The sequence below is a fragment of the Leptolyngbya sp. FACHB-671 genome, from assembly GCF_014695745.1.
Lineage (GTDB): Bacteria > Cyanobacteriota > Cyanobacteriia > Elainellales > Elainellaceae > JAAUTN01.
The window spans coordinates 1-25622 of record NZ_JACJOV010000148.1; the positions used below are offsets into that span (position 1 = coordinate 1).

General features: G+C 48.1%; 25 protein-coding genes and 1 pseudogene. 15 read left to right on the forward strand and 11 right to left on the reverse strand.

Going from position 1 to position 25622, the window contains the following annotated elements:
• From H6F93_RS23600 to H6F93_RS23615, 4 genes and pseudogenes are all read left to right on the forward strand, one after another.
• Positions 1–132 (forward strand): annotated as a pseudogene (locus H6F93_RS23600) (IS1 family transposase); the annotation flags it as partial.
• Positions 133–217: 85 nt separating this feature from the next.
• Positions 218–481 (forward strand): hypothetical protein, encoded by a 264-nt coding sequence (locus tag H6F93_RS23605; RefSeq protein ID WP_190686186.1) that lies wholly within the window; start codon positions 218–220, stop codon positions 479–481.
• Positions 482–733: 252 nt separating this feature from the next.
• Complete coding sequence (locus H6F93_RS23610) at positions 734–1486, forward strand: glucose 1-dehydrogenase (RefSeq protein ID WP_190686189.1); 753 nt, start codon at positions 734–736, stop codon at positions 1484–1486.
• A gap of 134 nt (positions 1487–1620) precedes the next feature.
• Positions 1621–2130, forward strand: coding sequence for a hypothetical protein (locus H6F93_RS23615; RefSeq protein WP_190686192.1), 510 nt, complete (start codon positions 1621–1623; stop codon positions 2128–2130).
• Positions 2131–2154: 24 nt separating this feature from the next.
• Here H6F93_RS23615 and H6F93_RS23620 read toward each other — a convergent pair whose 3' ends face one another.
• Positions 2155–3294, reverse strand: coding sequence for a cytochrome P450 (locus tag H6F93_RS23620; protein ID WP_190686195.1), 1140 nt, complete (start codon positions 3292–3294; stop codon positions 2155–2157).
• A gap of 109 nt (positions 3295–3403) precedes the next feature.
• Positions 3404–3982 (reverse strand): TetR/AcrR family transcriptional regulator, encoded by a 579-nt coding sequence (locus H6F93_RS23625; RefSeq protein WP_190686198.1) that lies wholly within the window; start codon positions 3980–3982, stop codon positions 3404–3406.
• Between the two features lie 396 nt (positions 3983–4378).
• Between H6F93_RS23625 and H6F93_RS23630 the strand changes: the two genes are divergently transcribed.
• Positions 4379–5464 carry a PLP-dependent cysteine synthase family protein gene (locus H6F93_RS23630; protein ID WP_190686201.1) on the forward strand — a complete coding sequence of 362 codons (1086 nt, stop codon included), beginning with the start codon at positions 4379–4381 and terminating at the stop codon, positions 5462–5464.
• Between the two features lie 196 nt (positions 5465–5660).
• Here the strand turns inward: H6F93_RS23630 and H6F93_RS23635 are convergent, their stop codons facing one another.
• The gene (locus H6F93_RS23635) at positions 5661–7202 is read right to left on the reverse strand and encodes an alanine/glycine:cation symporter family protein (RefSeq protein ID WP_190686204.1); all 1542 of its coding nucleotides are present in this window, start codon (positions 7200–7202) and stop codon (positions 5661–5663) included.
• A 439-nt stretch (positions 7203–7641) separates the two neighbouring features.
• Between H6F93_RS23635 and H6F93_RS23640 the strand changes: the two genes are divergently transcribed.
• A complete protein-coding gene (locus H6F93_RS23640) occupies positions 7642–8541 on the forward strand; it encodes an AraC family transcriptional regulator (RefSeq protein WP_190686207.1) in 900 nt (299 codons plus the stop codon).
• Positions 8542–8576: 35 nt separating this feature from the next.
• On the opposite strand, the gene menH is transcribed toward H6F93_RS23640, so the two are convergent.
• The 5 genes from menH to H6F93_RS23665 form a co-directional block, all read right to left on the reverse strand.
• The gene (gene menH / locus H6F93_RS23645) at positions 8577–9392 is read right to left on the reverse strand and encodes a 2-succinyl-6-hydroxy-2,4-cyclohexadiene-1-carboxylate synthase (protein ID WP_190686210.1); all 816 of its coding nucleotides are present in this window, start codon (positions 9390–9392) and stop codon (positions 8577–8579) included.
• 64 nt (positions 9393–9456) lie between these two features.
• Entirely contained in the window at positions 9457–10170 is a 714-nt protein-coding gene (locus tag H6F93_RS23650; protein ID WP_190686213.1) for a carbonic anhydrase, read from the reverse strand.
• A gap of 6 nt (positions 10171–10176) precedes the next feature.
• Positions 10177–10488 (reverse strand): P-II family nitrogen regulator, encoded by a 312-nt coding sequence (locus tag H6F93_RS23655; RefSeq protein ID WP_190643670.1) that lies wholly within the window; start codon positions 10486–10488, stop codon positions 10177–10179.
• Positions 10489–10492: 4 nt separating this feature from the next.
• Positions 10493–11461, reverse strand: coding sequence for a sodium-dependent bicarbonate transport family permease (locus H6F93_RS23660; protein WP_190643671.1), 969 nt, complete (start codon positions 11459–11461; stop codon positions 10493–10495).
• A gap of 496 nt (positions 11462–11957) precedes the next feature.
• Positions 11958–12791, reverse strand: a complete 834-nt coding sequence (locus H6F93_RS23665) for an ABC transporter ATP-binding protein (protein WP_190686217.1) — start codon at positions 12789–12791, stop codon at positions 11958–11960.
• Positions 12792–13074: 283 nt separating this feature from the next.
• Between H6F93_RS23665 and H6F93_RS23670 the strand changes: the two genes are divergently transcribed.
• The 7 genes from H6F93_RS23670 (at position 13075) to H6F93_RS23700 (ending at position 19812) form a co-directional block, all read left to right on the forward strand.
• Entirely contained in the window at positions 13075–14232 is a 1158-nt protein-coding gene (locus H6F93_RS23670) for an SRPBCC family protein (protein WP_190686220.1), read from the forward strand.
• A 38-nt stretch (positions 14233–14270) separates the two neighbouring features.
• The gene (locus tag H6F93_RS23675; protein WP_190686223.1) at positions 14271–15062 is read left to right on the forward strand and encodes a creatininase family protein; all 792 of its coding nucleotides are present in this window, start codon (positions 14271–14273) and stop codon (positions 15060–15062) included.
• Between the two features lie 131 nt (positions 15063–15193).
• Entirely contained in the window at positions 15194–16555 is a 1362-nt protein-coding gene (gene glnT / locus H6F93_RS23680; protein ID WP_190686226.1) for a type III glutamate--ammonia ligase, read from the forward strand.
• Positions 16556–16567: 12 nt separating this feature from the next.
• The gene (locus tag H6F93_RS23685; protein ID WP_190686230.1) at positions 16568–17518 is read left to right on the forward strand and encodes an EamA family transporter; all 951 of its coding nucleotides are present in this window, start codon (positions 16568–16570) and stop codon (positions 17516–17518) included.
• A 9-nt stretch (positions 17519–17527) separates the two neighbouring features.
• Positions 17528–18265, forward strand: a complete 738-nt coding sequence (locus tag H6F93_RS23690; RefSeq protein WP_190686234.1) for an SDR family NAD(P)-dependent oxidoreductase — start codon at positions 17528–17530, stop codon at positions 18263–18265.
• A complete protein-coding gene (locus tag H6F93_RS34785; protein ID WP_347277351.1) occupies positions 18252–19109 on the forward strand; it encodes an ABC transporter permease in 858 nt (285 codons plus the stop codon). The genes H6F93_RS23690 and H6F93_RS34785 overlap by 14 nt, the downstream gene beginning before the upstream one ends.
• Before the next feature lie 88 nt (positions 19110–19197).
• Positions 19198–19812: a cysteine hydrolase family protein gene (locus tag H6F93_RS23700; protein WP_190686241.1), complete on the forward strand. Its 615-nt coding sequence runs from the start codon at positions 19198–19200 to the stop codon at positions 19810–19812.
• 180 nt (positions 19813–19992) lie between these two features.
• Here H6F93_RS23700 and H6F93_RS23705 read toward each other — a convergent pair whose 3' ends face one another.
• Positions 19993–20517 carry a sterol desaturase family protein gene (locus H6F93_RS23705; protein ID WP_524538003.1) on the reverse strand — a complete coding sequence of 175 codons (525 nt, stop codon included), beginning with the start codon at positions 20515–20517 and terminating at the stop codon, positions 19993–19995.
• 489 nt (positions 20518–21006) lie between these two features.
• Here H6F93_RS23705 and thrC point away from each other — a divergent pair, with 489 nt between their 5' ends.
• The gene (gene thrC / locus H6F93_RS23710) at positions 21007–22314 is read left to right on the forward strand and encodes a threonine synthase (RefSeq protein ID WP_190643680.1); all 1308 of its coding nucleotides are present in this window, start codon (positions 21007–21009) and stop codon (positions 22312–22314) included.
• 139 nt (positions 22315–22453) lie between these two features.
• A complete protein-coding gene (locus H6F93_RS23715; RefSeq protein ID WP_190643681.1) occupies positions 22454–22729 on the forward strand; it encodes a MoaD/ThiS family protein in 276 nt (91 codons plus the stop codon).
• A 5-nt stretch (positions 22730–22734) separates the two neighbouring features.
• On the opposite strand, the gene H6F93_RS23720 is transcribed toward H6F93_RS23715, so the two are convergent.
• Together H6F93_RS23720 and H6F93_RS23725 are read right to left on the reverse strand one after the other, a co-directional pair.
• Positions 22735–25068, reverse strand: coding sequence for a ComEC/Rec2 family competence protein (locus tag H6F93_RS23720; RefSeq protein WP_190686247.1), 2334 nt, complete (start codon positions 25066–25068; stop codon positions 22735–22737).
• A 58-nt stretch (positions 25069–25126) separates the two neighbouring features.
• Positions 25127–25603: a DUF4079 domain-containing protein gene (locus tag H6F93_RS23725; RefSeq protein WP_190686250.1), complete on the reverse strand. Its 477-nt coding sequence runs from the start codon at positions 25601–25603 to the stop codon at positions 25127–25129.
• Between the last annotated feature and the right edge of the window lie 19 nt (positions 25604–25622).

The following is a 25622-nucleotide window of genomic DNA, read 5'->3' on the forward strand; positions in this document are numbered from 1 at the left end:
CGTCTACGGCATTACCTAGCACGGCTGCACCGTAAAACCTTGTGCTACTCCAAATCCCTTGAGATGTTGAAATGTTCACTCCGTTTGCTGCTTCACTATTTGAAGTATCGAGCTATTCCTCTACCTACTTAACCATTACGGTTTCAGCAACGCCGGAATTTTTACTCAGAAAGGTCTTGATAGGAACAATCTCCCGCTATCTCTGCTGCTTATTTTTTTGGGAGTTTACGGAGCGATCGGTGTTCGCAAATACCGAGAACGCATTCATTACAGTCTATCAATTATAAAACTTTATCGTGACAAGTTGGATAAGTTATATCCTGACGCACAGATTGAAGCACTGAGGATTCAAGCAAAAGAATTTCATGAAAAGCGTCACCCGTTTATGACAAAAATTTATCCCAATCAGCTTTGGGTGGCGCTTCATACATCAATTGCGATCGCTGGCTGCATTCTTACAATTTTCCTCTTAAGTTTGTGATGAAAAAGCGTAGGAATAATGCTGAAGATTGTTTAAACACCTAACAACCATGCTGCACTGGAATGTATTCAACATAATCAGTTAGGGTGTAAAGGTTATCTACATCCGGTAACCGCGATCGCTCGACCGCTAAATTACTAGTAATGTGCTTTTCAGGGGATATTTATGGAATGCGATCGCAAGAAGTTGATAGACAATCGTGGACATTTCTCCTAGCTTACTCACAAACAGTTGTAACTAGGAGCAAGCAGCATGGGTCTTGGGCTAAGTGGGAAGGTCGCGATCGTCACAGGTGGAAGCTCCGGAATCGGTCGAGCTACTGCGATTGAGTTGGCTAGACAAGGGGCGAAGGTCGTTGTTGCGGCTCGTAGAGAGTCAGAAGGCGAAGAAACAGTTCAGCAGGTCAAAGCGGCTGGCAGTGGTGGTTTTTTTATCAAGACTGACGTAACAAAGGCAGCAGATATTGATGCACTTATTAATCAGACTTTAGAGTCCTACAGTTGTCTCGACTGTGTTTTCAACAACGCTGGATTTGGCAAAGCTACACCACTCGTTGAACTGTCAGAGCCAGAGTGGGACTTAGAATTAAACGTCAACCTGAAAGCAGTGTGGCTATCGATGAAGTATGAGATTCCGGCGATGCTCAAAAGTGGGGGTGGGGCGATCGTCAATATGGCATCTCAAGGAGGTGGTGTAATTGGTGTGCCTAATTTTGGCAGCTACACTGCTGCCAAAGGAGGGGTAGTGGCTCTAACCCGAACTGCTGCAATGGAATACGGGAGACAAGGGATTCGGATCAACTGCGTCAGTCCAGGTTTAATTTTGACTGATTTATTGGCTGAGGTTCCTCAGGATACCTTGCAGCAAATGGAGGCAAGCGTCCCGCTCAAGCGAGGTGGAACGCCAGAGGAGGTTGCTAAAGCAGTTGTTTGGCTATGTTCTGACGATGCTTCTTACATCACTGGGCACAACTTAGTGATTGATGGCGGCTACACGGTACAGTAGGTTGCAGTCAAACATTCGCTTGGAGCGGACTGACGAAAGATTTAGGTGTATCGCAAAGGTTGTCTGCGTCCGCTCAAGTGCACCGTTAGCTAGTACCCATTTATATATTTAAGAAACACGTTTTTTAGGTTCTTATGTTGATTAGCAGTTCGTCCTTCTACTTTAAAAACATACTCTTAGCAAATGCTGGAATTCCACTATTCTCTCAGAGCCTTTTCTATCAGGTTCTCCTGCTAATCCCAATTATTGTGATTGAAGCCTACATTCATAGGAAACTGCTTAAAACTGGTGTTTTCAAAGCAGTTTGGGTTGCTTTTAGCACCAATGTTATATCAACTGTTGTCGGAGGGCTGCTTGTTATATTACCGATTGGAGCATTGACCGGAACCATACTTTTTGGATCGACTGTACCGGTGCAGCCGGGTTCCTTTCCGTTTCTACCACTGGAAATCATCTTCACACTCCTTCCTATGTTTTGGTTTTCTGTGGTTGTGGAATCATTTATAGGTTCTCTTAGCCTTAGAAAAGTTGATTACAGAAAGGTGAAGCAATCATTCTTGGTTGCCAATGTGTATACATACTTAATGCTTGAGATATTGGCTATTACCCAACTTATCAAGGGATACGTTGAAAGGCGCGGCTAATATAACCACCGTATTTTGAAACGTTTACAACAGGACGGGTAAGGATTTAACCCCATGCACTCCAGTCGAGGGAATAAACTCCAATGTGGCGTTTGGATCAATCCGTAAGTTGGACAGGCGTTCTAGCACCGCACTTAGTACAATTTTGCCTTCTAGACGAGCCAGGGGCGCACCCAGACAAAAGTGAATGCCATTGCCAAAGGCTAAGTGTGGATTGGGATCACGATCGACAATGAACTCATCTGGGCGATCGAACTTTGTCTCATCCCGGTTGGCTGACCCCATCCAAACGATGACCATTTGTCCTGCTGGAATGGTCTGTTCCCCCACCTGTACGTCAACTTTGGTAAACCGTTCTATTCCCTGCACCGAGGAGCGATAGCGCAAGACTTCCTCGACTGCCAGCGGCACCAGATCTGGCTCCCGCTTCAGCCGCTCGAAGGCTTCTGGATGTTCCTTGAAACAGAGAACAGCATTTCCCAGTAAGTTTGTTGTGGTTTCATTACCAGCGATTAACAGGATCATGCAGAAATCTACTAGCTCCTGAGCAGTCAGGGTTTCGGCTGCTTCGTGGGCGGCAAGTAAATCACTAATTAAGTCTTTGCCAGGATGCTGTCGCCGCTGTTCTAGCAAATGTCGAAAATAGTCAGCCATTGCTGTTATTGCCGTTGAGTCATACACCACAATTCCATCTGACCACCGCTTAAAGTCTTCGCGATCTGCAATGGGAATACCTAAAATTTCAGCAATCACAATGATAGGTAGGGGAATTGCCAGGTCACGCATAAAGTCAATCCGTTCCTGCCCCTGGACTTGATCAATCAGTTCATGGGTAATTTGAGTAATGCGCGGTGCTAATTCTTCTATCCGACGAGCCGTAAACACCTTTGCAACCAGCGATCGCAGTGATTGATGTTTGGGTGGGTCAGTATAGTTCAAGCTTTGAGTCAAATCAGTTTGCTCAGGTGGATGAGGAATTTTGGACGAAAATGTTTGCCAATCCGAAAATATCCGTTTTACATCCTCATAGCGAAACACCATCCAGACTTGCTGATTTGCGTCATACCACACAGGTGATTCACGGCGCATCTGGGCATACCAAGGATAAGGATTGCCAAATAGTTCGGAATTCAGTGTTGCTATTGATGGTTGATTGGTTTCCATGATGAATCTCGTATGTGAGCAATTATATGTGAGCAAAAATGTGCATTGGCAGGACAAACTAGCTGGATGAACTGGAGTCATCAGCATTCAGACAACAGATTGAGAAATATTAGCTAGCTGATTCGGGCGATCGCGTCATCGCCAGCAGTGTTTCCACCACTTGAGTCAGCTGAGGCTCCTCTAAAGTGCCAACTTGAAACACTTCTGAAAGCCACAAACCATCAGCCGCCAACAGAATAATTGTTGCCTTTATGGGATCAATTCCACTGGTTTCAATTCGCTGCCGTGACTGCTGTTCATAGACTTTGGCAGATTCAAACAAGTCGGGCGAGTTAGCCGCAATTGAAGAAAGACGGGCAACTAATGCCAGTGATTGTTTGCTAAACCGTAGCGTCGCTCGAATATATGCGCGCACCCACTGTCCGGGCGTTCCCGGTGCATCGTCCTGGTCAAACTCAGTCTGCAATACTGCTTCAAAATCTTGAATCAGTTGCTCCACCATGCTTGTCATCAGTGCGTCTTTGTTAGGAAAGTGATAAAGTAACCCTCCTTTACTGACTCCTGCTTGTTGAGCTACAGCATCCAGTGTTAATGCTTCAACTCCTTTGTCAATGACAACTTGACTAGCAGCCCGGAGCAGGGCTTCACGCGTGGCTGATCGAGATTTTGACCGTTTTGTATCAGCCATAGATATCAGCCACAGAAATGACCAGGAAACTATCACGAAATCTGGGGGCATTCGGCGTTTTAGCATCAAGCTTCAACAGGCAAAAGCTCGATTGCCAAACGCTTGTAAGTAACCATAAACTTACTGTACCGTCTGGACGGTTTTAATGTCAATGCCTGCCCTATTTCTATTTTTTGTTCTAATCTTTGAGGTTATAGCCTTTGAGGTTATAGCTACACTACAACCTTTGGCGATCGTTGCAGAGTCAGAGATATGGAGCAGCTACTTTATAAGTTTTGCGAAAAATAACGTTCTTTGACATTTTCGATGTCAACGCAACAATATTGTTCAATCAGAGGCATTAACGCAGTAATAATATGGCACGGACGATTACGGTTGATTGAGGAAAAAAATAACATGACTTCCAACAATTCACGTCAAACCCTTGGTCGTGGCCGTTTATACGAAAGCATTGTAGATACCATTGGAGACACGCCCTGCATTCGGGTCAATACCCTAGCCCCTGATCATGTTCGTCTGTATGTCAAAGCAGAGTTCTTTAATCCTGCCGCTTCGGTTAAAGACCGTCTCGCCATCAGCATTATTGAAGAAGCCGAGCGTCGTGGGGATCTCAAACCGGGTCAAACCGTTGTGGAGGCCACCAGCGGCAACACGGGCATTGGTCTAGCCATGGTTTGTGCGGCGAAGGGTTATCCTTTAGTGGTTACGATGGCGGATAGTTTCTCGATTGAACGACGCAAGCTGATGCGATTTCTCGGCGCTAAGGTGGTGCTCACCCCCCGAGCCGAAAAAGGCTATGGCATGTACCAAAAGGCAAAAGAATTAGCCGATACGAACGGTTGGTTTCTAGCTCATCAGTTTGAGACAGATGACAACGCAAAAATCCACGAAAACACAACCGCCCGTGAGATTCTGGCTGATTTTGCCGGAGAAAAGCTTGACTACTGGGTTACAGGCTATGGCACAGGTGGAACTGTATCGGGTGTAGCTCGGGTGCTGCGTAAAGAACGACCTGAGACAAAAATCATTCTCACCGAGCCCAGTAATGCGCCAGTGGTTGGGTCTAACATTCCTCAGGAACGCAACGCAGACCGTTCTCCTGCCGTGAGCCATCCAGCATTCCAACCTCATCCCATTCAGGGCTGGACTCCTGATTTTGTCCCCTATGTTTTACAAGAAGCCATTGATCACCACTACTTTGATGAGTTTGTTCCAGTCTCTGGAGCAGAGGGTATTGAGTGGTCTAATAAATTAGCTCGTCAAGAAGGAATTATCACCGGAATTTCCGGAGGTGCAACCTTTGCCGTTGCCATGCAGGTCGCTGAGAAGGCTGCTGCTGGCTCTGTCATCCTCTGTATGCTGCCCGATACGGGTGAGCGATATCTATCATCCCCTCTATTTGAAAAGATTGAGGAGTTCATGTCACCAGAGGAACTTGCTTTATCCCATTCGACCCCTCAATTTCAAATGTCTGCTACTTAAAGGCATGAATTCATCAAACTTTCTGCGTGAAGGGTTAGCGCTACCCTTCACGCTTCAAAAGTGATTCATGCAAAAGTTTTATTGATTGAAGGTTCGGAATCGGTGAGGTGAAGCAGGTGAGCCATGAGTTACGCTGCGCTAAGGCATCCTGCATGAGCCAAGTTCTAGGTTTCTGCCGCTACGCATAGTCTAAAGGTTAACGAACGGTAGGTTCTTCCACTCGTCTTACCTCAACCATTTGTCCCGAATTGAGGCGGGTCAAGTAATCTTCCAATGCTTCTACTACTTTGCCTGATAGGAGAAAACAGCCGAGTAAGTTGGGAAATGCCATTGCCAGAATCATCATGTCACCAAAGTTGAGAACAGACTGGAGGTTTACCACCGCTCCAACAAATACAAAGATGACGTAGATGATCTGATAGACCCTTAGCGATCGCTCCCCAAACAAAAATGTCCAGCTTCGTTCGCCATAATAGCCCCAGGAAATAATGGTGGAGAAGGCAAACAAAAAGACTGCAATCCCCAAAATTACAGGAAACCAGGGGATTGAGGTAGAAAAAGCCTCAAAGGTCATCTGAATGCCATCGGGTTCTCCGCCTGTCTGGTTTGCGTAAACTCCGGTGATTACAATAACCAGAGCGGTCATATTGCTGACTACAACGGTGTCAATAAACGGTTCCAGTAGAGCAACAATACCTTCGCGCACAGGTTCATCAGTCCGGGCAGCAGAGTGAGCGATGGGGGCTGAGCCGACTCCAGCTTCGTTGTCAAAAGCAGCCCGTCTCACACCTTGAACTAAGACTGCAACGAGTCCTCCTGTAATCGCTGCTTGAGGTGAAAAGGCTTCACGCACAATGGTGGCAGCGGCGGCTGGAATTTCGGTCAAGTTAGTGACGAGAATCCAAAGTGCTGCGACAAAGTAAGTGAGACACATCGCGGGTACCAGAAACCCGGCTACTGCTCCAATTCGCCGAATCCCACCGATAATAACTAAGCCTACCAGCGCCATGAGAACCAGCCCATAGAGCCAGTTGAAGCCCTCTAAGGCAGGAATAGCGGCAGTTAAGCCAGCAAAAGACTGGTTAACCTGAAACATGTTGCCACCACCAAACGCGCCACCAATACAAAATACACAGAAGACCCCTGCCAAAACTTTACCGAGAGGGCGCAACCCTTTTTCCGCTAAGCCACGGGAGAGATAATACATTGGCCCGCCAGAAACAGTGCCATCAGGACGAATGATGCGATACATCAAGCCCAAGGTACACTCAGCAAACTTGCTAGACATGCCTAGCAGCCCGACGATAGTCATCCAAAAGACGGCTCCGGGTCCACCAAGCTGAATAGCGATCGCCACTCCTGCAATGTTGCCCAGTCCAACGGTGGCAGAGAGCGCAGCAGAAAGTGCCTGAAAGTGAGAGACTTCTCCAGGTTCATCAGGGTTATCATAATTGCCCCTAACCACATCAATCGCATGACGAAACGCCCGAATATTAACAAACTTCATCCGAAACGTGAAGAAGATTGCTCCCGCCAGTAACCACAGGACAACCAGTGGCATACCACCAATACTGAGAAAGATCACTTTTTCTAGAGCTGCTACAACTGCACCAAAAACAGCGTCAATGCCAGCTAAGAACCCATTTGTATTTGCTGTATCAGAGGCTTGAGCGAATCCAGGCGCAGCTAAAACAAGCAAAACCAAAAATGTTAGAGCAATGTTTTTTATAGATCTCATAGAATCTTATTGCGGGAAATTAGTTGGTATTAAGAAATTACAATTTTTGCAGACTATTTTTGTTCTAAAGAAACACTTTCCCCCGGAAAAGCACACTACACAAGTTTTCTGTAGAAACCCGGTTTTCAAGCCCAGTCAAAAGTTTCAGGGTTTGCTCCACTTTAAGGAGTAGAAGAAAGATCTGTCTAATTAAGTAGATGACGTACTAGAAGTTGTAATCAGGAATGAGTGCTTATTCGTCATCAATGAATTTCAGCTTTTACTCACTAGAACCAGAATTTGCACTACTAGCAAAACCTGTAGGGTAATTCTGAATAATTTGTGGAAGTAGAGCGTTGAGCGATCGCCCCGACTCATCTGTAACCCTAGTTTTTGGAATTGGTATGACTTATTTCTCTTTACGTTAAATTATTAGGGTTGACGGCGTAGGTTCTTTGCTATGAGTTCTGTAGATGGGCTGCCGCTGGTTGATCTAACTAAACAGGTTCGTCCTGCGTTGTCCGAGTCGCCGGTCATTTCGAGTCAGCGATCGCAATGGCAAGGGATATTTTTTAACCATTACGATCATCCGGCGCACGAAAGTCCAGAATTTCAATACGTGCAGCACGTTATTGGAATCACGGGCAGCGGGCATCCCATTTCATCAGAGCATCGATTTGAGGGACAGGTGCAGACCTGTTATTGTCAGCCCGGTGAGGTGTTGTTTATTCCTGCTAAAGTCAGGTACTCATCGATTTGGCAGCAACCTGGTGAGTTTTCCTTAATTGGCTTTCTTCCAGCCTTCTTTGAGAAAATCGTCAACGAATCGATTCAGGTCAAGCAGATTGAACTGATTCCCAAAATTGGTGTGGCTGATCCATTCATTCAGCAAGTTGGGCTCGCTCTTAAAGCGGATGTAGAAGCAGACCATCCAGCAGGGCGAATGTTTGGGGAATCGTTAGCGACAGGATTAGCAATCCATTTGATTAAGCATTATTCAACGTGGCAGGTGAAACTGCCGCCGAGAGCATCAGGACATTTATCAAAGTCTCAACTGCAAAAAGTAACGGACTACATCCAAACTCATCTGGATCAGGATGTTTCTCTGGCTGACATGGCAGGGATACTAGGACTGAGCCAGTATCATTTCTGTCGGTTATTCAAGCAATTAACGGGTAAGACTCCCCATCAATATCTCACTCAATGCCGAATCGATAGAGCAGAGCAATTATTGTCAAAATCAGAATTGACGATTACCGAAATTGCCTTTGAAGTTGGCTTCACAAACCACAGTTCTTTTACTCGCCTCTTTCGTCAATATGTGGGTGTAACGCCAAAGATGTTTAGAGAACCCCGTTAAACATTACAGCAAGATCTGCATAGGTTCAGCAGATATCAAACATCTTTGCTTAAAAAAAATTGGATGTGCTCTGCAAAAATATGAGCATTTTCAAAGTGAATGTTATGTCCGCACCGCTCCACAATTCTGAGCTGCATGAGTTTTCCTAGCTGAGACATTTCATGATTGATCTGGACAAATTTAGGGTCTAATTCACCTGTTAGCAGACTGATTGGAACTGTGTTTTGTTGGATTTGTTGCCACAGTGAAGGCTGACAGCCTGTACTCAGATAGCAGAGAGACTTAGCAAGCTGTGCGGGACGATTTTTTAGACGTTGCTTTAGCAATTTCTCAAAGTCTGAGTGGTGTTGAAGTGAGTTAAATAGCGGCTGTTCGTACCATTTTGTTAAGAAGGAAGGAAAATTTGCTTTTAGTTTTTTGGCTAAAGTGAGATCCTGTTGAATTCGCTGCTCCCTCTCGGCTGAAGTCTTAAGCCCTGGAGAAGCAGACTCTAATACTGTTTTTAAGAACTTGTGTGGAAAGTGAAGCGTCAGGTATAGGGCAAGTCGTCCTCCCATCGAATAGCCAACGAGAGAGCAGAATTGAATCTTGAGAGCCTCCAAAAATTGGATTAACCCATGTGCGGTGCTTTCGATGGTATATGCTTGATCGCCAGTTTTGACTTGAGTTTTTCCATGTCCTGGTAGATCGATAGAGAGACAACAGTAGCGATTAGATAGAAGGGCGATCGCCTGGTCAAACTCATGACAATCCCCCATAAACCCGTGCAAAAACAAAATTACGGGATGAGCGGGCTGCCCTACCGCCTGATAGTTGAAACGATACTGATCAACGTTGACAAACTGCTCCATCGTGAACTGTTTGAACTAAGTTCCTCAAAACTCCGCTCAAGTCCAAATTTCGCCAAAGCTCAAGCTAAGCAACCATCGTTACTGTTCCTGTGTCCAGGTCATATCGACCGCCGACGATCTTGAGTTTGCCTAACTGTAATCGCTCTGTTAGGAGGGGCGATCGCTTCAACTGTTCAATCTGGTACTGCACATTCGCAGTTACAGCATTATCGACCGTATCACCTGCCTTGTCTTTGACCCGTTCAACCGCTGGCAAAATGGCTTTGACGAAGCTGCCAATCTCACCGGGTAGAGTCTCGTTTTGCACCGCAGCCGTGACAGCACCACAGCGCTCGTGCCCCAGCACCATTAGCACCGGCGTATCTAGTAAAACAACGGCATATTCAATGCTACCAAGCGCCTCTGGCGTAGCAATATTTCCGGCGATTCGCACGTCAAAAATGTCACCGATGCCCTGGTCAAAAAGGATTTCGGCTGGCACTCGTGAGTCTGCACAACTCAGTACAGTGGCAAAGGGATGCTGCACCTGAGCCACTTCCTGTAACCGTGCTGCTGACTGGTCTGGATATTGCGGCTGATGCTGGACAAACCGTTGATTGCCTTCCATCAGTTTTTGTAGAGCATCATCAGGACTGAGGGAAGGGGCGATCGCAGACAGTTCAGCAGCTTCAGCCTGCTTTACGCGCCCTAAGAAAGTGCCAGCTGCTAAACCCAAGGTTGTGATTGAAGCTCGTTTTAGCAGGTCACGCCGACCAATGAAACTATGGGTATGATTCATAGTGACTCACAATGATGCAATACATTTAACAGAGCGAATTTCCATTACATCTGAGACGTAACAGGTGCCACCAAACTTGTTGAGCAAAGGTCGAACATTTTCGACAACTGTTTTAATTTGCTCAGGCATACAGAAAGCAAGAATGTAAACATTATCTAGCATGGTCATGTCTAGATCTTCAGTGCCGTCTCGCAACCCTGTACCTGCAACATTACGAATTACAGCGTGACCGTGTATACCTGATTTATTTAAGCTATCCAAAATTTTGCCAAGCTCAAATGAATTGGCAATAATTTCTATTTTTTTAACAAGATGCATGAGATTATCTCCACAACAGGTCAATTCCGTACAGATAGAGTGGAATTCCTACAATGATGTTGAATGGGAATGTCACCGCTAGAGCAGTCGAAACATACAGGCTGGGGTTCGCTTCGGGCACCGTTATTCGCATCGCTGCTGGGACAGCAATATAAGAAGCACTTGCACACAAAACGGAGAACAAAAGTGCATCTCCTTGAGGCATGTTAATGAATCTGGCAATAAGCAGCCCAATGCCTGCATTGAGTATAGGAATCAGTATGGCAAACGAGATTAGAAAAAGGCCAGTTTTTTGTAAGTCTTTAAGTCTTCTAGCAGCAACGAGTCCCATGTCTAGCAAGAAGAAGGTCAAAACGCCGTAAAACATTCCCTGAGTAAAGGGTTCTAAGGCGTGCCAACCCCGCTCTCCCGTCAATACGCCGATCAATAAGCTACCTACCAGCAAGAAAACTGAACTGTTAAGAAATGCTTCTTTCAGCACTTCCGACCAGGCAAATTCTCGTGTCTCATCCACGGTAAATAAGTTGACTAAAATCAGACCTACAATAATTGCTGGGGACTCCATTAGGGCAAGAGCCGCAACCATATAGCCATCAAAATCGATGCCAAGTCCAGTCAAAAAAGTACTTGCAGTAATAAAGGTGACAGCGCTAATCGAGCCGTAGGTGGCCGCGATCGCAGCTGAGTCATAGGCATCCAGCTTTATCCTTAGAATAAAAAAGGTATAAAACGGCACAATACATGCCATCAGCATTGCCGCAAGAAGCGTCAACATGACTTCCTGAGTAATGCCACTTTTAACTAGCTCTACCCCTCCCTTAAAGCCGATCGCAAATAGCAGGTAGAGCGAAAAGAGTTTTGGAATAGGAGCAGGAATTTCCAGGTCAGATTTGACTAGAACAGCAGTTATGCCCAAGAAAAAGAACAGAATGGGTGGGTTCAGGATGTTGGATACGATTAAGCTGACATCCATGTCCGTCCCCCTTGCTGCTGATAAAACCGAAAGTTTAGAAAATGTTGCATTGTCAAAAAAGGATGTAACGGTTGAATCATGATTATCGCGTCCTGTCACCCCCTGTCAATGGAATCCTGCAGGACAAAGTCATTTGTACCTGCTAGAAACCGCAAAGATTCCTAAATTTGCTGAATAAACAAGATTTCATTCTTGTGAAACGGAAATTAGCGATCGCCTTAATTCCCTTATTCCCAGTCCTTCTCCCATAAAGCGCAAGGGATTGTTGCTACCGCTTACTCGTGCTGGTTGAGGGGTTGCTTATCGCCTGGACTTTAACCCTGAACCTATATTTCGCTCAGGCTGACACATGGCGAACTCGGCAAATCAAGTTGATTAACCAGGAACTCGACCTGCGAATTTTAGAACAGCAGCGTACTGAAGAAAATTTGCGAAGGAGTGAAGAGTGCTGGCAGCTAGCCCTGGGCGGCAACAATTGCGCGGCAACAATGTTAGCTCAATCTTGGTCTCGTAGAGCGTGCAGAACCTGCCGCTTAATGTCTACAAATTCGGGAGTGAGTTTTATTTCCAGGTCGCGTTGAGCAGGTAGGGTAATAGGTACTTCGAGCTTCAGTTGTCCTGGACAGCGGCTCATGACATAGACTCGCTGCGACAGGAAGATTGCTTCTTCAACATCGTGGGTAATCATCAAGATAGTAGTATGGGTTTGATCCCATAGTCTGAGCAAAAATTGCTGCATTTGCTCCTTGGTTTGGGCATCGAGCGCGCCAAAGGGTTCGTCCATCAGCAAGACTTCGGGTTCGTTGGCAAGGGCACGGGCGATCGCCACTCGCTGTTTCATGCCACCAGAGAGCTGCTTAGGATAAGCTTTGGCAAACTGAGTTAGCCCCACTACGTCCAGATAATAATTCACCCGCTCTTGCTGTTGTGCCCGTGATAGGCGGCGCAGCTTTAACCCAAAGGCAATATTTTCACTGACTGTCAGCCAGGGATAAAGCGTATAGCCCTGAAATACCATACCCCGGTCAGAGCCAGGACCAGCGACCATTTCTCCATCAACTAAAACTTGCCCTGCGGTTGGCGAATCCAGTCCAGCAACAATGTTGAGCAGCGTCGATTTGCCGCAACCGGATGCCCCAACCAGGCAGACAAACTCTCTCGCATGAAGCTGAAAGTTGATATTTTGCAGCACCATCAGCGGTTTGCCCTGAACCTGGAAGGTCTTGAACAGCCCGCGAACTTCCATCTTGGGCTGTGCGGTGGAGGAGGGGCTCACATCGAGTCCGGCTTCTTGTCCTCGCACATCGCTGGATGGGCGGGTGTTCAGCATGATCAAAATTCCTGAGTAGGGGTGGGCATCACTTTTGATATAGGTTTTCTCAGTTAAACCGATGATTGCGAGATGAAAAGTTAACTGAGATACAGTTCATCGCTACTTTCAATCAAAACAGTCCCGTCAGTCAAGATAGCTAGGAGCGGTAAAATCAAGAGGTTGGAAATCAATTGTTCACAACTATTCTCCGTATCTCTGGATACAAAAAGTCAACCGGGAATCTATAGACTGTCTGGAATAAAGCCTTCCACACTCCTCAATTCCAAACAGTACTTCAGCCGTGGTTAACCTGATTGGGACAGAACTAGATCAGAAGTCGAAGCAGCCTGCCTGGTTGCAGTCGTGGCAACCGCGATCGCTCTCCAGTGAAGCGGTTACGCTTCCGGCTGAGATGTACAGTTCACTAGAGATCTATCGCTTGGAACAAGAGCGCATCTTTGGCAAATATTGGTATTACGTGGGGCATGTCAGCCAGCTTGATGGTCCAAACTCTTACTTCACTGTTGAGATTGCCGAGCAGCCTCTGGTCATTCTGCGGAATAAGGCGGGCGAGTTACGCGCCTTTTTCAACATTTGTACCCATCGGGCTGGTCCAGTGGCCGTAGACAGCGGCAAGTGTAACCGTCTTACCTGTCTTTACCATGCCTGGAGCTTTGACTTGGAGGGCAACCTGCGCGGCATTCCTGATATGGAGGAGGCAGAGAATTTTGACCTGGTGGCTTACGGTTTGACGGCGGTGAAGGTGGACACCTGGGGTCCATTCATCTTTGTTAACCTGGACCCTAAATCAGATGCTTTGGCAGTTCAGTTAGGCGAATTGCCGGAGATGTTTAAGCGATACAAGCTAGAAACCTGGGCAAGGGCTCATTATATTGACTATTGGACGGATAGTAACTGGAAGCTGTACGTCGAAAATAATGCAGAAAACTATCACGAGCCAACAGTTCACCCGATTCTGGCCAAGTATTATCAGCACATAAAGGCTGAGGCGAGATATCACTATTACTTGCAATACACCCCTTTTGTGGGTCGAGACGAGTTGCCGTCTGAGAAAGACCCAGCCCTTTACGTTGATGGGCTGAATGAGTACGAGATGGCAGGTATTTCGACAATGAGTTTTTTCCCGAACTTTGCCTGGATTGTGGCACCCAACTGCGCCATCATTTACCTGATTGATCCTCAAGGGCCATGCCGTACCAGAGTTCGGTGGGATTGGCTGGTGCCGAATACGGATGCTGCTAAGTCACCAGCAAATCTGGAGCCGCTGATCGAGTTTTATGACGGCATTCAGCAAGAAGATTTACAGCTCTTGCCTGAAGTTCAAAAGCGAACTCAGTCCTTGGGGTATCGTCAGGGACGCTTATCCCCAACGCGTGAAATGGGCACACACCTGTTTCAAGAGCTGATTATGAGGGCGATCGCCACTCCCGCCAAATAGAAACCATCCTTTTCTCATACCACTACACTCTTCCCTCCATGCCTCTGCCTGCTTCCCTCCCTTCTCAATCCCCTATCCTCTGGGAAGAACTCACCTGGGAGGAAATTACTCACTTGCGCGATCGCGGCATGAATTTGGTAATTCTTCCTGTTGGCGCAACTGAGCAACATGCCCTGCATCTACCCGTTGGAGTTGATACTTTCTCAGCGACCGCAGTGGCTCATGGTGTTTCTGCCCAAACGGGAATTCCTGTTTTGCCGACTTTGCCCTACGGCTGCTCTCTAGGACATTCCAAAAAGTGGGCAGGCACGATTTCGCTGCGTCCCGAAACGCTAGCAACACTGGTGTTAGAAATTGCAGAATGGGTCTGTAGTGCAGGTTTTAGTCGCATTTTGCTGCTCAATGGACATGTCACAAATTGGGCACCTTTGCGCTGTGGTTTAGAAAATGTGCGTCACCAATATCCAGATCTAAGGATTGCACTGCGCTCAGTTTGGGAAATTTCGCCTAAGATCCATGAGTTTTATCACCGTGATGCGGCTAATTTTCACGCCAACTGTGCTGAAACATCGGTGATGTTAGCGCTACGTCCAGATCTAGTGCAGCTTGAGAAAGTCGTAGATGAACCCGATCGCTCCGTCGGTTGTTTCTTTGCCTACACAGTGAACAAAGAGAGCGTTCATGGCACAGTCGGTTCGCCCAGTAAGGCAGATGAAGCGTTTGGCAAACAAATTTTGGAGGTGGCAGTGAGTGAGCTGAGTGAGCAGTTGAAGAGGGCGATCGCCGAAGGAACTCCCCTAGAAGAAATGCCACCTCCTACGGTTTCATAACTCCTTCTAAAGCGTAGAAATACCGTAGGTTGGGTGAAGCAAAGCATAACCCAACAACCAGAATACTATCAAATGTTGGGTTTCGCGATGCTCCACCCAACCTACATTTTTAACTCATACACTTCCTTAAAATGGCTGAAACTCTTACGCCTGAGCTGCAATCTCTCAAAACCTCGCTGCAAGATAAAGGGGTTAAATATGCCCTTGCTAGTTTTGTCGATATTCACGGAATGTGTAAGGCAAAGGCAGTTCCCTTGTCTCACTTTGGGCAAATGATGGCAGGTTCAGAGCTGTTTACTGGAGCAGCTTTGGATGGCGTGCCGCAGGCTGTGAGTGATGAGGAAGTTTCTGCTCGTCCTGATCCCGATTCGGCAACTATTTTGCCCTGGAATTCTGAGATTGCTTGGTTTGCTAGTGATTTATATCTGCAAGGAAAACCCTTTGATGCCTGCTGTCGAAGCATTCTCAAGAAGGTGTTGGCAGAAGCGGCTGAAATGGGTTTCACCTTCAATATGGGGATTGAAACTGAGTTTTTTATCCTGAAGGAAACGGCAGATGGACGGGGGGCACCTGTCAGCGATCGCGACACTCTAGCAAAACCCTGCTACGACCTACCCGGACTGCTCGATAACTTTACCTGGGTGCAAGAGATTGTCGAAGCAATGAATCAGCTTGGTTGGGATGTCTACTCGTTTGACCATGAGGATGGCAACGGGCAGTTTGAGACGGATTTTACTTACTGCGATGCCCTCAAAATGTCCGATCGCCTCACCTTCTTCAAACTTATGGTGAAGGAAATTGCCAAAAAACACGGTTATTTCGCTACCTTCATGCCTAAGCCTTTCGCTGACCGCACAGGCAGTGGCGCACACTACAACATGTCGCTGGCAGATGTCAAAACGGGTGAAAACTTGTTTGTTGATGTTGATGATCCGCGTCGCTGTGGCTTGTCAAAGCTAGGCTATCAGTTCATTTCAGGCGTTCTCAGACATGCTCAGGCAATCTGTGCAGTGATTGCGCCCACCGTTAATAGCTATAAGCGCTTGGTGCCAAAGGGCAGTATGTCAGGCTTTACCTGGGCACCTGTGTACATCTGCTATGGCAATAATAATCGCACTAACATGTTGCGGATTCCGCTGGGTGGCGGGCGGGTGGAATGTCGGGCATCTGACATTTCTAGCAACCTATATTTAGGCGCGGCAATGATTCTGGCGGCAGGGCTGGAGGGAATTCGGGAAGGGCTTGATCCGGGTGAACCGCATACCGAAAACATGTACGAATATTCGCTCAAAGAATTGGAGGAGAAGGGAATTAAGTTTTTGCCACGCACGTTAGGAGGGGCGATCGCCGCCTTTGCCGCCGATCCGCTCAGCAAATTGGTAATGGGTGATCTAATGTATCAAACCTATGTTGACTTCAAAACTCAGGAATGGGAGGAATACCACAGTCACGTTTCTGATTGGGAAATTCAGCGTTACCTGAAATTTTTCTAGAGGAAAAATTGAATGCAGTCTGCTATCTATCCTCAACCCCGTGAAGCAGTTCCCAATCCCCATTTGTCGTCCTTCACTGCATTCATCGCGCAGAAAAACGGACAGTTACAGACGTGGTTTGGTTCAATTCCACCTAGCAGTTTGGTCTTACTTACCAGTTTTGCAGCACAGGCAGGAACGGCGACCTCTAAGCAGCTTTTTGATGTACTCAGTCCGATTGGAGCGGCATTTATCTGTAAGGCGATCGCCGCAGTATTGATGCTGCTCATCTGGCGACCCCGGCTGCAAAATCGAGGATGGGGAGATTATGTTTTGGTTGCAGGGTTGGGAGTGGCGATCGCTGGACTCAGTTTGGCATTTTATGGAGCGATCGCCCGCATTCCTCTAGGCATTGCCTCAGCTTTGGATTTTGTAGGTCCGCTGAGTGTGGCTGTCCTGGGTTCACGCCGCTTGCTCGATCTAGTATGGGTGATTTTAGCAGCAGCGGGAGTCCTGTTGCTCACGCCGCTTAGCGGTGCTTCTCTCGACCCACTGGGCGTTACTTTTGGATTACTCTCAGCTAGTTCTTGGGCTGGCTTTATTCTGCTCTCTGCTCCAGTTGGACGAGCTTTTTCAGGTGGGTCAGGACTATCGCTGGCAATGGCGATCGCCACTCTGCTCATGTTGCCCCTCGGCATTCATGCTGGTGGTAGCGCTCTGCTGAAACCTAGCATTCTCCTGTTGGGTCTTGGCATTGCTGTCCTCGGCGTTATATTGCCCTATTCTTTAGAATACAAAGCGCTCAAATGCTTACCGCCAAGAGTCTACGGCGTTTTGATCAGCATAGAACCTGCCATCGCTGCGTTGGTCGGACTGTTGTTTTTAGGGGAACAGTTGGAGCTTCGGAGTTTGGTGGCGATCGCAATGGTTACAACCGCAGCAATCGGTGTAACGCTGTTTGGCAGAAGTCCCAGGAATTCATAGCTTCCAATCATGGCGAAAGTTGCACTCATTACAGGCGGAAATTCGGGAATCGGCAAAGCAACAGCACTGTTGTTTGCTCAAAAAGGATATGCAGTGGCGATCGCCGCTCGTCGAATTGATTTGTCGGAAAAAGTGCAGCAAGAGATTGAGCTAGATGGGGGAATGGCGAAGGCGATCGCGGCTGATGTCGCCGTTTCCCAGGATGTGAAACAAATGGTAGAAACCGTTCTAGCAGAATGGGGACAAATTGATGTCCTGATACACGCTGCTGGCATCGCCCCCGCTGGTACGATTCTAGAAACCGACGAAGAAACCTGGGATCAGGTGATCAACACCAATCTGAAAGGAACCTTCCTCGTAAATCGACAGGTATTGCAGCACATGAGCGATCGCAGCACAGGTTCAATCGTAAATGTTGCTTCTGATGCCGGAATTTTGGGCTGCCGTGGACTAGCAGCCTACAGCGCCTCTAAAGGCGGAGTCATTCTATTGACCAAATCAACGGCAATGGATCATGCCCGTCAGGGTGTGCGGATTAATGCCCTCTGCCCTGGACCAGTCGATACGCCCTTAACAGCAGACCTTCCCGCAGAAGAAGTTGCACACTGGCAACAGGTGCTACCGATTCCCCGTATGGCAACCGCGCTCGAAGTCGCAGAAACCGCTTACTTTTTAGCCCATGCCGAGTACGCAATGGGCAGTTGTTTAGTTCTCGATGGAGGAAACACAGCCGGTGGCGCAATCTAGTCTTAGTACCCCCAACATTCAACCCTCTGCTGCACCTAGACGGTATCTTAAACCGTCTGTGTTTTGGAGCATTCGCCAGGGTTTTCCGCGTTGGTTAGCAATCTTACTTTCCGCTATTGCTTTAGCAATCCCACTGACTGCTTGGACGGTAATTAGCTATGCGGGATGGGTCACTCCGATCTTTTTGCCAACGCCTACGGCGGTCATTCAATCTGGGATTGCATTGTTCCAGGACGAACTCACTGTTGATGTTTTGGCAAGCTGCGGTCGGGTTGCGGCAGGCTTTCTGGCAGCGGCTGTGATTGGCGTACCGGTTGGAATTGCAATGGGTACTTTCTACAGCATGGAAAGTTTGTTTGCCCCCATTGTTGGCACTGTCCGCTACATGCCCGTCTTAGCATTTGTTCCATTAGTGATTATCTGGTTTGGCCTAGGCGAAACCTCCAAAACAGTCATCATCTTTATGGGAGTAGTGTTTTACAACGCCATCATGGTTGCAGATGCAGTCAAATTCATTCCCAACGAGATGATTAATGTAGCTTACACGTTGGGTGCAAATCGGTTAGATGTGTTGTTTAGAGTGATTGTTCCAGCCGCTTTCCCAAGTGTTTTAGACACGTTACGAGTCAATATTTCTGGGGCCTGGAACTTCTTAGTATATGCAGAATTGGTAGCGGCACAGAACGGTTTAGGCTTCAAAATTCTGCAGGCACAACGGTTTTTGCAAACTGAGAAAGTATTGTTTTGTATTGCCGTTATTGGCTTGATTGGTCTAATCACAGACTATCTGCTCAAGTGGCTCTCAAAGCTTTTAACTCCGTGGGCGGATGCAACTCGGCATTGAGAATTTAGTGAGATTTTTCTTGTGAGATCAATTCATTGTGTCTGTAGAAGTGGGTTGACAGATTAGATTTTTAAGGAGCGATCGCTTTATGACATTAAACTCGAATTTGAACAGCACTGCCTTAATCCTGGTAGACATGCAGGGGGGACCTGTTTTTGGCGACGGTACACTTCCCCATACAAGCACAAAAGAAACTTTGCCCAATGCAAAACAGGTACTAGCAGCGGCTCGTGCAGCCAAACTGCCAATCATTCACTTTAAAGAAGTGCATCGAAAAGAAATGGTGGACTTTGGACGAGAATTAGATGGTGCTGAACCTGTTCACTGCCTGGAAACCTGGGAAAGCACCAATTACTACTGGGAATTAGCACCGATTGACGGTGAGTTTGCCATCTCTAAACGTCGCTATAGTTGCTTCTTTGGCACTGACCTAGAAATTTTGCTGCGTGGCTTAAAGGTCGATACAGTGGTTTTAATGGGCGGCATGACGAATGTATGTGTGCATTACACTGCAGCAGATGCTCATCAGCGTGACTATCACTTTCATGTGATTGAAGACTGCTGCTCTGGCTCCGACTGGGATGCCCACTGGGCTGCCCTCACCGCAATGGAGTACTTGCAAACAGGTGCCCGTATTTTTCACACTGACTTTGTTGAAGCAGTGACGGGAGAGCGATCGCCAGCTTTACAAGAATCTCTCTAACTTTGAAAGTATTTGAAAGGCGATGCGTATTTCCTGTACGGGCGTAGCATTCGGGCAAGGATTTTTGGTTTATGCCAAGGTTTATTTGCCGAATGCTGCGCCCGTACGGGCGTTTGGCTAAAGTTGGCTTCTCAGGACTTTGTGGGTGCGATCGCTCCCTTCATCCCATTACCCAAATCTCTACCACCAGCGCAGTTGCAGATATCCTCGCTCTGGACGGCTCAGTTCTTCTTCAGTCATCCAGTCCACCAGTTTGTAAGTGCCGAAAACATGATCCCACCAATCGACCGCTAAGCCAAAGTTGTGGTGCCACATACCGTACTTGTGGTGGACATAGTGAACGGGCATTTTCATCCAAAAGCACTTTGTAGGGTTCTCGTGCTGGAGTTGGTGAGCATAGGCAGAAAATGCCGCATAAGCCAATGCACCTAAAAGCCAACCTATCCCCGCTTCAAGCGAGAAGAAGAAGAGCAGCAGCATGGCGATCGCGCTCCCCTTTATATAGTCTAAAAATTCCCACACCACGCCCTGCCCCTCATTGCGCTTGTGGTGATCGAGGTGACGCGCACCAATTTTTTGAGGTGAAAGATGCATGATCCGATGCATCCAGTACTCGACAAAGCTAGCAAAGATAAACGCCGCGACGAAAAAAGCGATCGCAACCATAAAACTCCTTTCCTGACACACCAATTCATAATTTGACACAACCTACAGCTAAATTGTGCCATCTCCACCCGAATTGACGCATCCGGACTAAGCAATCCCCTCGCTACTCACCGATGCGAAGCGCGTTACGCCACACATTCACAGTTCCTTGCGGAGGGGGCTTAGGGGACGCGCTTCGTCCTCCAATAGGGTCTGGGGGAAACCCCCAGGACAGACTGGAATTGAGAGACATAAAAATTGAGGATTAGAGATTGGCATCAGCCAAGGAGCAGAATTAAAGATCTACTCCTTGGCTGACTTATTCAGAGCAAAAGATTTCGCCTCGGAAACACAGCAAATTTTTAATGAACAAGCTCAAAGCCTTAAAAATCAAGAGTTTTCTTATACCCGACCTTTTTTGTCGGGTATGTTTGACGGGTTTTGTGGCCCATGTTACTATCAGACCAACATCAGGTGAGGAAAGCCTCTAGCCCTCGCCAGGACCGATTTCTACCGATGTCGAAAACTTGCTGTCGAGGACGCTAACTCATGACCCAGGCAATTCAAACCCAAACTGCTCTATCTTCTGCCGCTACCTTTACCGCTCTGAAGTGTAAAGAATGTGGCGAAGAGTACGAACTTAAGGCTACTCACGTTTGTGAGTTCTGTTTTGGTCCACTCGAAGTCACCTATGACTACAGCAAACTGAGCCAAACTGTTACTCGTGAAACCATTCAGGCGGGGCCAAACTCCATTTGGCGCTATCGTCCCTTCCTCCCGGTTGAAACCGACACCCCCATTGATGTGGGAACCGGGATGACTCCTTTGGTGCAGGCAAACCGCTTAGCCCGTCGCCTCGGTCTAAAGAAACTGTTCATCAAAAACGATGCGGTGAACATGCCCACCCTCAGCTTTAAGGATCGGGTGGTTTCAGTAGCGCTGACCCGTGCCCGCGAACTGGGTTTCTCAACGGTGTCCTGCGCCAGCACTGGAAACTTGGCAAATTCTACAGCGGCGATCGCTGCCCACGCAGGACTAGACTGCTGCGTCTTCATTCCCGCTGACCTGGAAGCCGGTAAAATTCTCGGCACCCTGATTTACGGACCTACTGTGATGGCGGTTCAGGGCAACTACGACCAGGTCAATCGCCTGTGCTGTGAAGTGGCTAACTCTCACGGTTGGGGCTTTGTCAACATCAATTTGCGCCCCTACTACTCTGAAGGTTCCAAGACCTTGGGTTACGAAGTTGCAGAGCAGTTAGGCTGGCAGTTGCCCGACCACATCGTCGCGCCCCTTGCTTCCGGTTCTCTGTTTAGCAAGATCTACAAAGGCTTCCAGGAATTCATCAAAGTCGGTCTGGTAGAAGAAAAAGCCGTTCGCTTTAGTGGTGCACAAGCTGAAGGCTGTTCCCCCATTGCTCAGGCATTCCGGGAAGGTCGGGATTTTGTCACGCCCGTGAAGCCCAACACGATCGCTAAGTCGATTGCGATTGGTAACCCTGCTGATGGCGTTTACGCAGTCGATATTGCTCGCAAAACCAACGGCAACATTGAGTCCGTCAACGACGCTGAAATCATCGAGGGAATTAAGCTACTAGCCGAAACCGAAGGTATCTTCACCGAAACCGCAGGCGGCACCACCATTGCTGTACTGAAGAAGCTGGTCGAAGCAGGCAAAATTGACCCTGAAGAAACTACCGTTACCTACATCACTGGCAACGGACTGAAAACCCAGGAAGCAGTACAGGGTTATATCGGTGAACCGCTCACGATTGAACCTAAGCTGGACAGCTTTGAGCGTGCTCTAGAGCGTTCTCACACGCTAGGTCGGTTGGAATGGCAACAGGTCTTGGTTTAAGCTAATTCCAAGCAAGGAAACTACTTCGTATTAGGGCAAAGCACTCAGCAGGTAGGCTGTTGAATTGAATGCGGAAATTTTCGCCTAATGCTTTGCCCCTATCACTCAATACTCATCATTCAAATCTCCAAATCTCATCATGGCTGTCAAAGTTCTCATCCCTACTCCATTGCAGAAGTTCACCAAAGATCAGGCAGCGATTGAATGCGATGGTGGCACAATCACAGAATTGCTTGATTCTTTAGAACAAAATTTCCCTGGCATCAAAGCACGACTGTGTGACGATCAGGGTGAACTGCGCCGTTTTGTTAATTTCTACGTCAACAGCGAAGACATTCGCTTTTTGGATGGCAAGCAAACTTCCCTAAGCGAAGGGGATGAAGTTAGTATCGTTCCAGCGGTGGCTGGTGGCTGAGACGTTTAGAAGGCAGAAGGGCTGTTCTCCAGGGGACTGAGAAACGGGGTAAAACCCTTTTCAGGTGTCCACTGGATTGCGCCATCATGTCCCGTCCAATAGGTGGCGATCGCCTGTTCGCGTAGTCGCAGTGCCGTATCGGGGTCGATGGAATAAGCAGAGGCGATCGCCACCCGATTATCAATTGCAGACAAAAGGTCAGGGCGCAGAAACTCACCTGACCACCACAAGACTTGTGCTGGAGCCAGAATCTTTTCGGTTAGCAGCCGTTGCTGTTCGGCAGATGGCTCCAGATTTTGCAGCAATAGCCACTGCTGCTCCCCAATATTTAGCTGAAGTGCAACGGGGTCGGCATTGAGCAGCATTGCAGAAACGGAACCCAGTGACACAGCCTGATCAATGGGTAGAGGCAATTTTGGTTGCGAGGTGACAAGACTGGGGGGAGTTTGACCTGCTAACGTTGTGTCTGAGGTTGCAGAGGGCACGCTAGCTGTTGTCTCCGGGCTTTGGTAGAAGTTTTGAATGGGTAGATCAGCTAAAATCCGATCCCACCCTGCTTCACCGGGATTGGGATCAGTTGAGATTGCCCAGTTAATCTGATTAACTCCCTGTTTTCTCAGGAAAGGCAAGACTGTGAAGTTGACGTTCTCCTCATCACCACTATTGATTAGTCCGACAGATCCCCGCTCTTGAACTACTAAGACGGGTGTTCCAGAGGTGGACAAAACAGTGACCTGAAACAGATTGGTATAGCGAAACCAGAGGGGAATCGCGACCAGGCTGAGTCCAAGGAGAAAGGCGATCCACCAAAACTTTTGTCCTCGTCTCCACGCCCAAACTACGACGATCAGGCTGTAAAGAGCGATCGCCTGAATGACTGAAATCGTCCCGGTTGCAAAAGAGTTTCCAGGGAGCTGATTGCAAAATTCTGCCAGAGTAACCAGTGCATGCAGCGGGTAGTAAAGCACTGCACCCAAAGCGCTTCCGGCAGTTGACCAGAATAGAGCAGCTACAGCACTGATCATGCCGCCAATGCTAATCAAGGTAATCAACGGCGTAGCCAGGACGTTCAGCAGAATGCTGTAAGGGGAAACTACGCCAAAAGCATAAAGCTGTAAGGGCAATGTCCAAAGATAGGCAGCAAGTGGAACGGCAATCAGAGTGGCGATCGCAGGTGGCAACCAATCCAGCCTTTGCGTCAGCGGTGGAACGGTAACAATCAGTCCTAGCGTTGCCAAAAAACTCAACTGAAAACCCAAATCCCAAATCCACAGCGGGTTTACTAGCAGCAAAATGGCAGCGGCAAGCAAAATGGAACTCAGCGGTCTGACCTTGCGCTCTGTAGTCAGAGCAATCAAGGCGGCCGTTCCCATTACAGCTGCTCGCAGGACAGAAGGCTGCATTCCGGTGAGTCCGGTATAGAGAATCAGAACTCCGAGTCCAAAGATCAGCCGCGCCCGGTTAGGCAGCTTTTGCGTCAGAGTTAGCATCACTCCGACCAACAGCGACACCTGAAAGCCAGAGGCCGCCAGCGCATGAGCTAGCCCCGCGCGAGAAAACTGATCTTGAACGCTGTAGGGCAAATCTACCCCGTTGCGCCCCATTACCATTGCGCTGAGCAGTGGACCTTCGGGTACACCCAGCCATCGTACCTGTGACTGTACAATTCTTTCGCGGATCAGCCACCATCCCCAGGGCGATCGCCCCTCTCCTTCAGGAAAGTCAATCTGTGTACCAGTCAGTCCAGCAAAGCCGCCCTGTCGTGCCAAATATTGCTCAAAGTTAAAGCCGCCAGGGTTCTCGGCAGGTTTGGGTTTGTACGGAGTGCCCGTAACAGCGACCACCTGTCCCGTCGTTAACCCAGTCCCTTGCAGCAGCGGTACAGTAACGTAAAGTTTTCCTGTAACGGGCTTTCCGGCGTTTGCACTGGTTTCATCGCTAGTAATTTCGCTCACCTGAGTGACGTTTAGCCAAAACCGTACCTTTTGCTTACGGGTGAGTTGAGGTGGCGTATCAATCTTTCCTTGAACGGTGAGAAGTTGGGCAGGAGCCGTAGGGTCAAAGTCGCTGATCTGGTTGCTGATGTCTGACTCTTTCACATCTGGCAAGCGTAACTGAAAGTAAAACGTTGCCAGCAGTCCAACTAGTCCCGCCACTAGCCAGAGCCGCGATCGTGGGCCAGTCTTCCAAAAGCGGGGCAATGTGAATGAGGCGATCGCACCCGTTAAGAGGAGAGCGATCGCCCCTAAAGGAATTCCCCCAAACTGACCCGGTAGTGCAGTTAACAGCAATCCCAGAATGTACGCCAGACTAAGAACAGCACCATTTACAGCAGCCATAGATGCTGACCCCCACAACTCTTCCGCTAGTTAACCCAAAACCATTTGGGAATCTAGCTCAAATGGACAAACCCAACTTTAAGCCAAAAACGGCATGGAGAAACAGCACACAGAGAGCCGCACTGCCCAAGTAGGCATGGAGGGTGCGAAGGGAAGTTTTCTTGGCAAACCCAGTGGCAGCGATCGCCCCATTCAACCCCAACAACAGTACGGCGGCCGAACCAGTCCAAAAATGTGGGCTTTCAAAGATCGGTTGATTCTGCATCACTAAGGACAAAACACCACCTGTGTAGCCTGCCGCAATGAAGGCAAACATCAGCGGAGCCAGCTTACGGTGGTCAGAACGGCTCTTCACGGCTGTAGCTTCATCGGTGGCAGCCCTACCACGCCAACCTGTCAAGCCAACAAAGCTACCCATTACAAATACAACAATCCCCATCATTAAGGGATGCCCCCAATGCACAATCGGCTCAGGCATTCCAAAGTCGCGAAACCAGGCGGCGATCGGCTCTAACAGATCTCTGATACCTGACATCCAGTTCTCCTCTATTGCT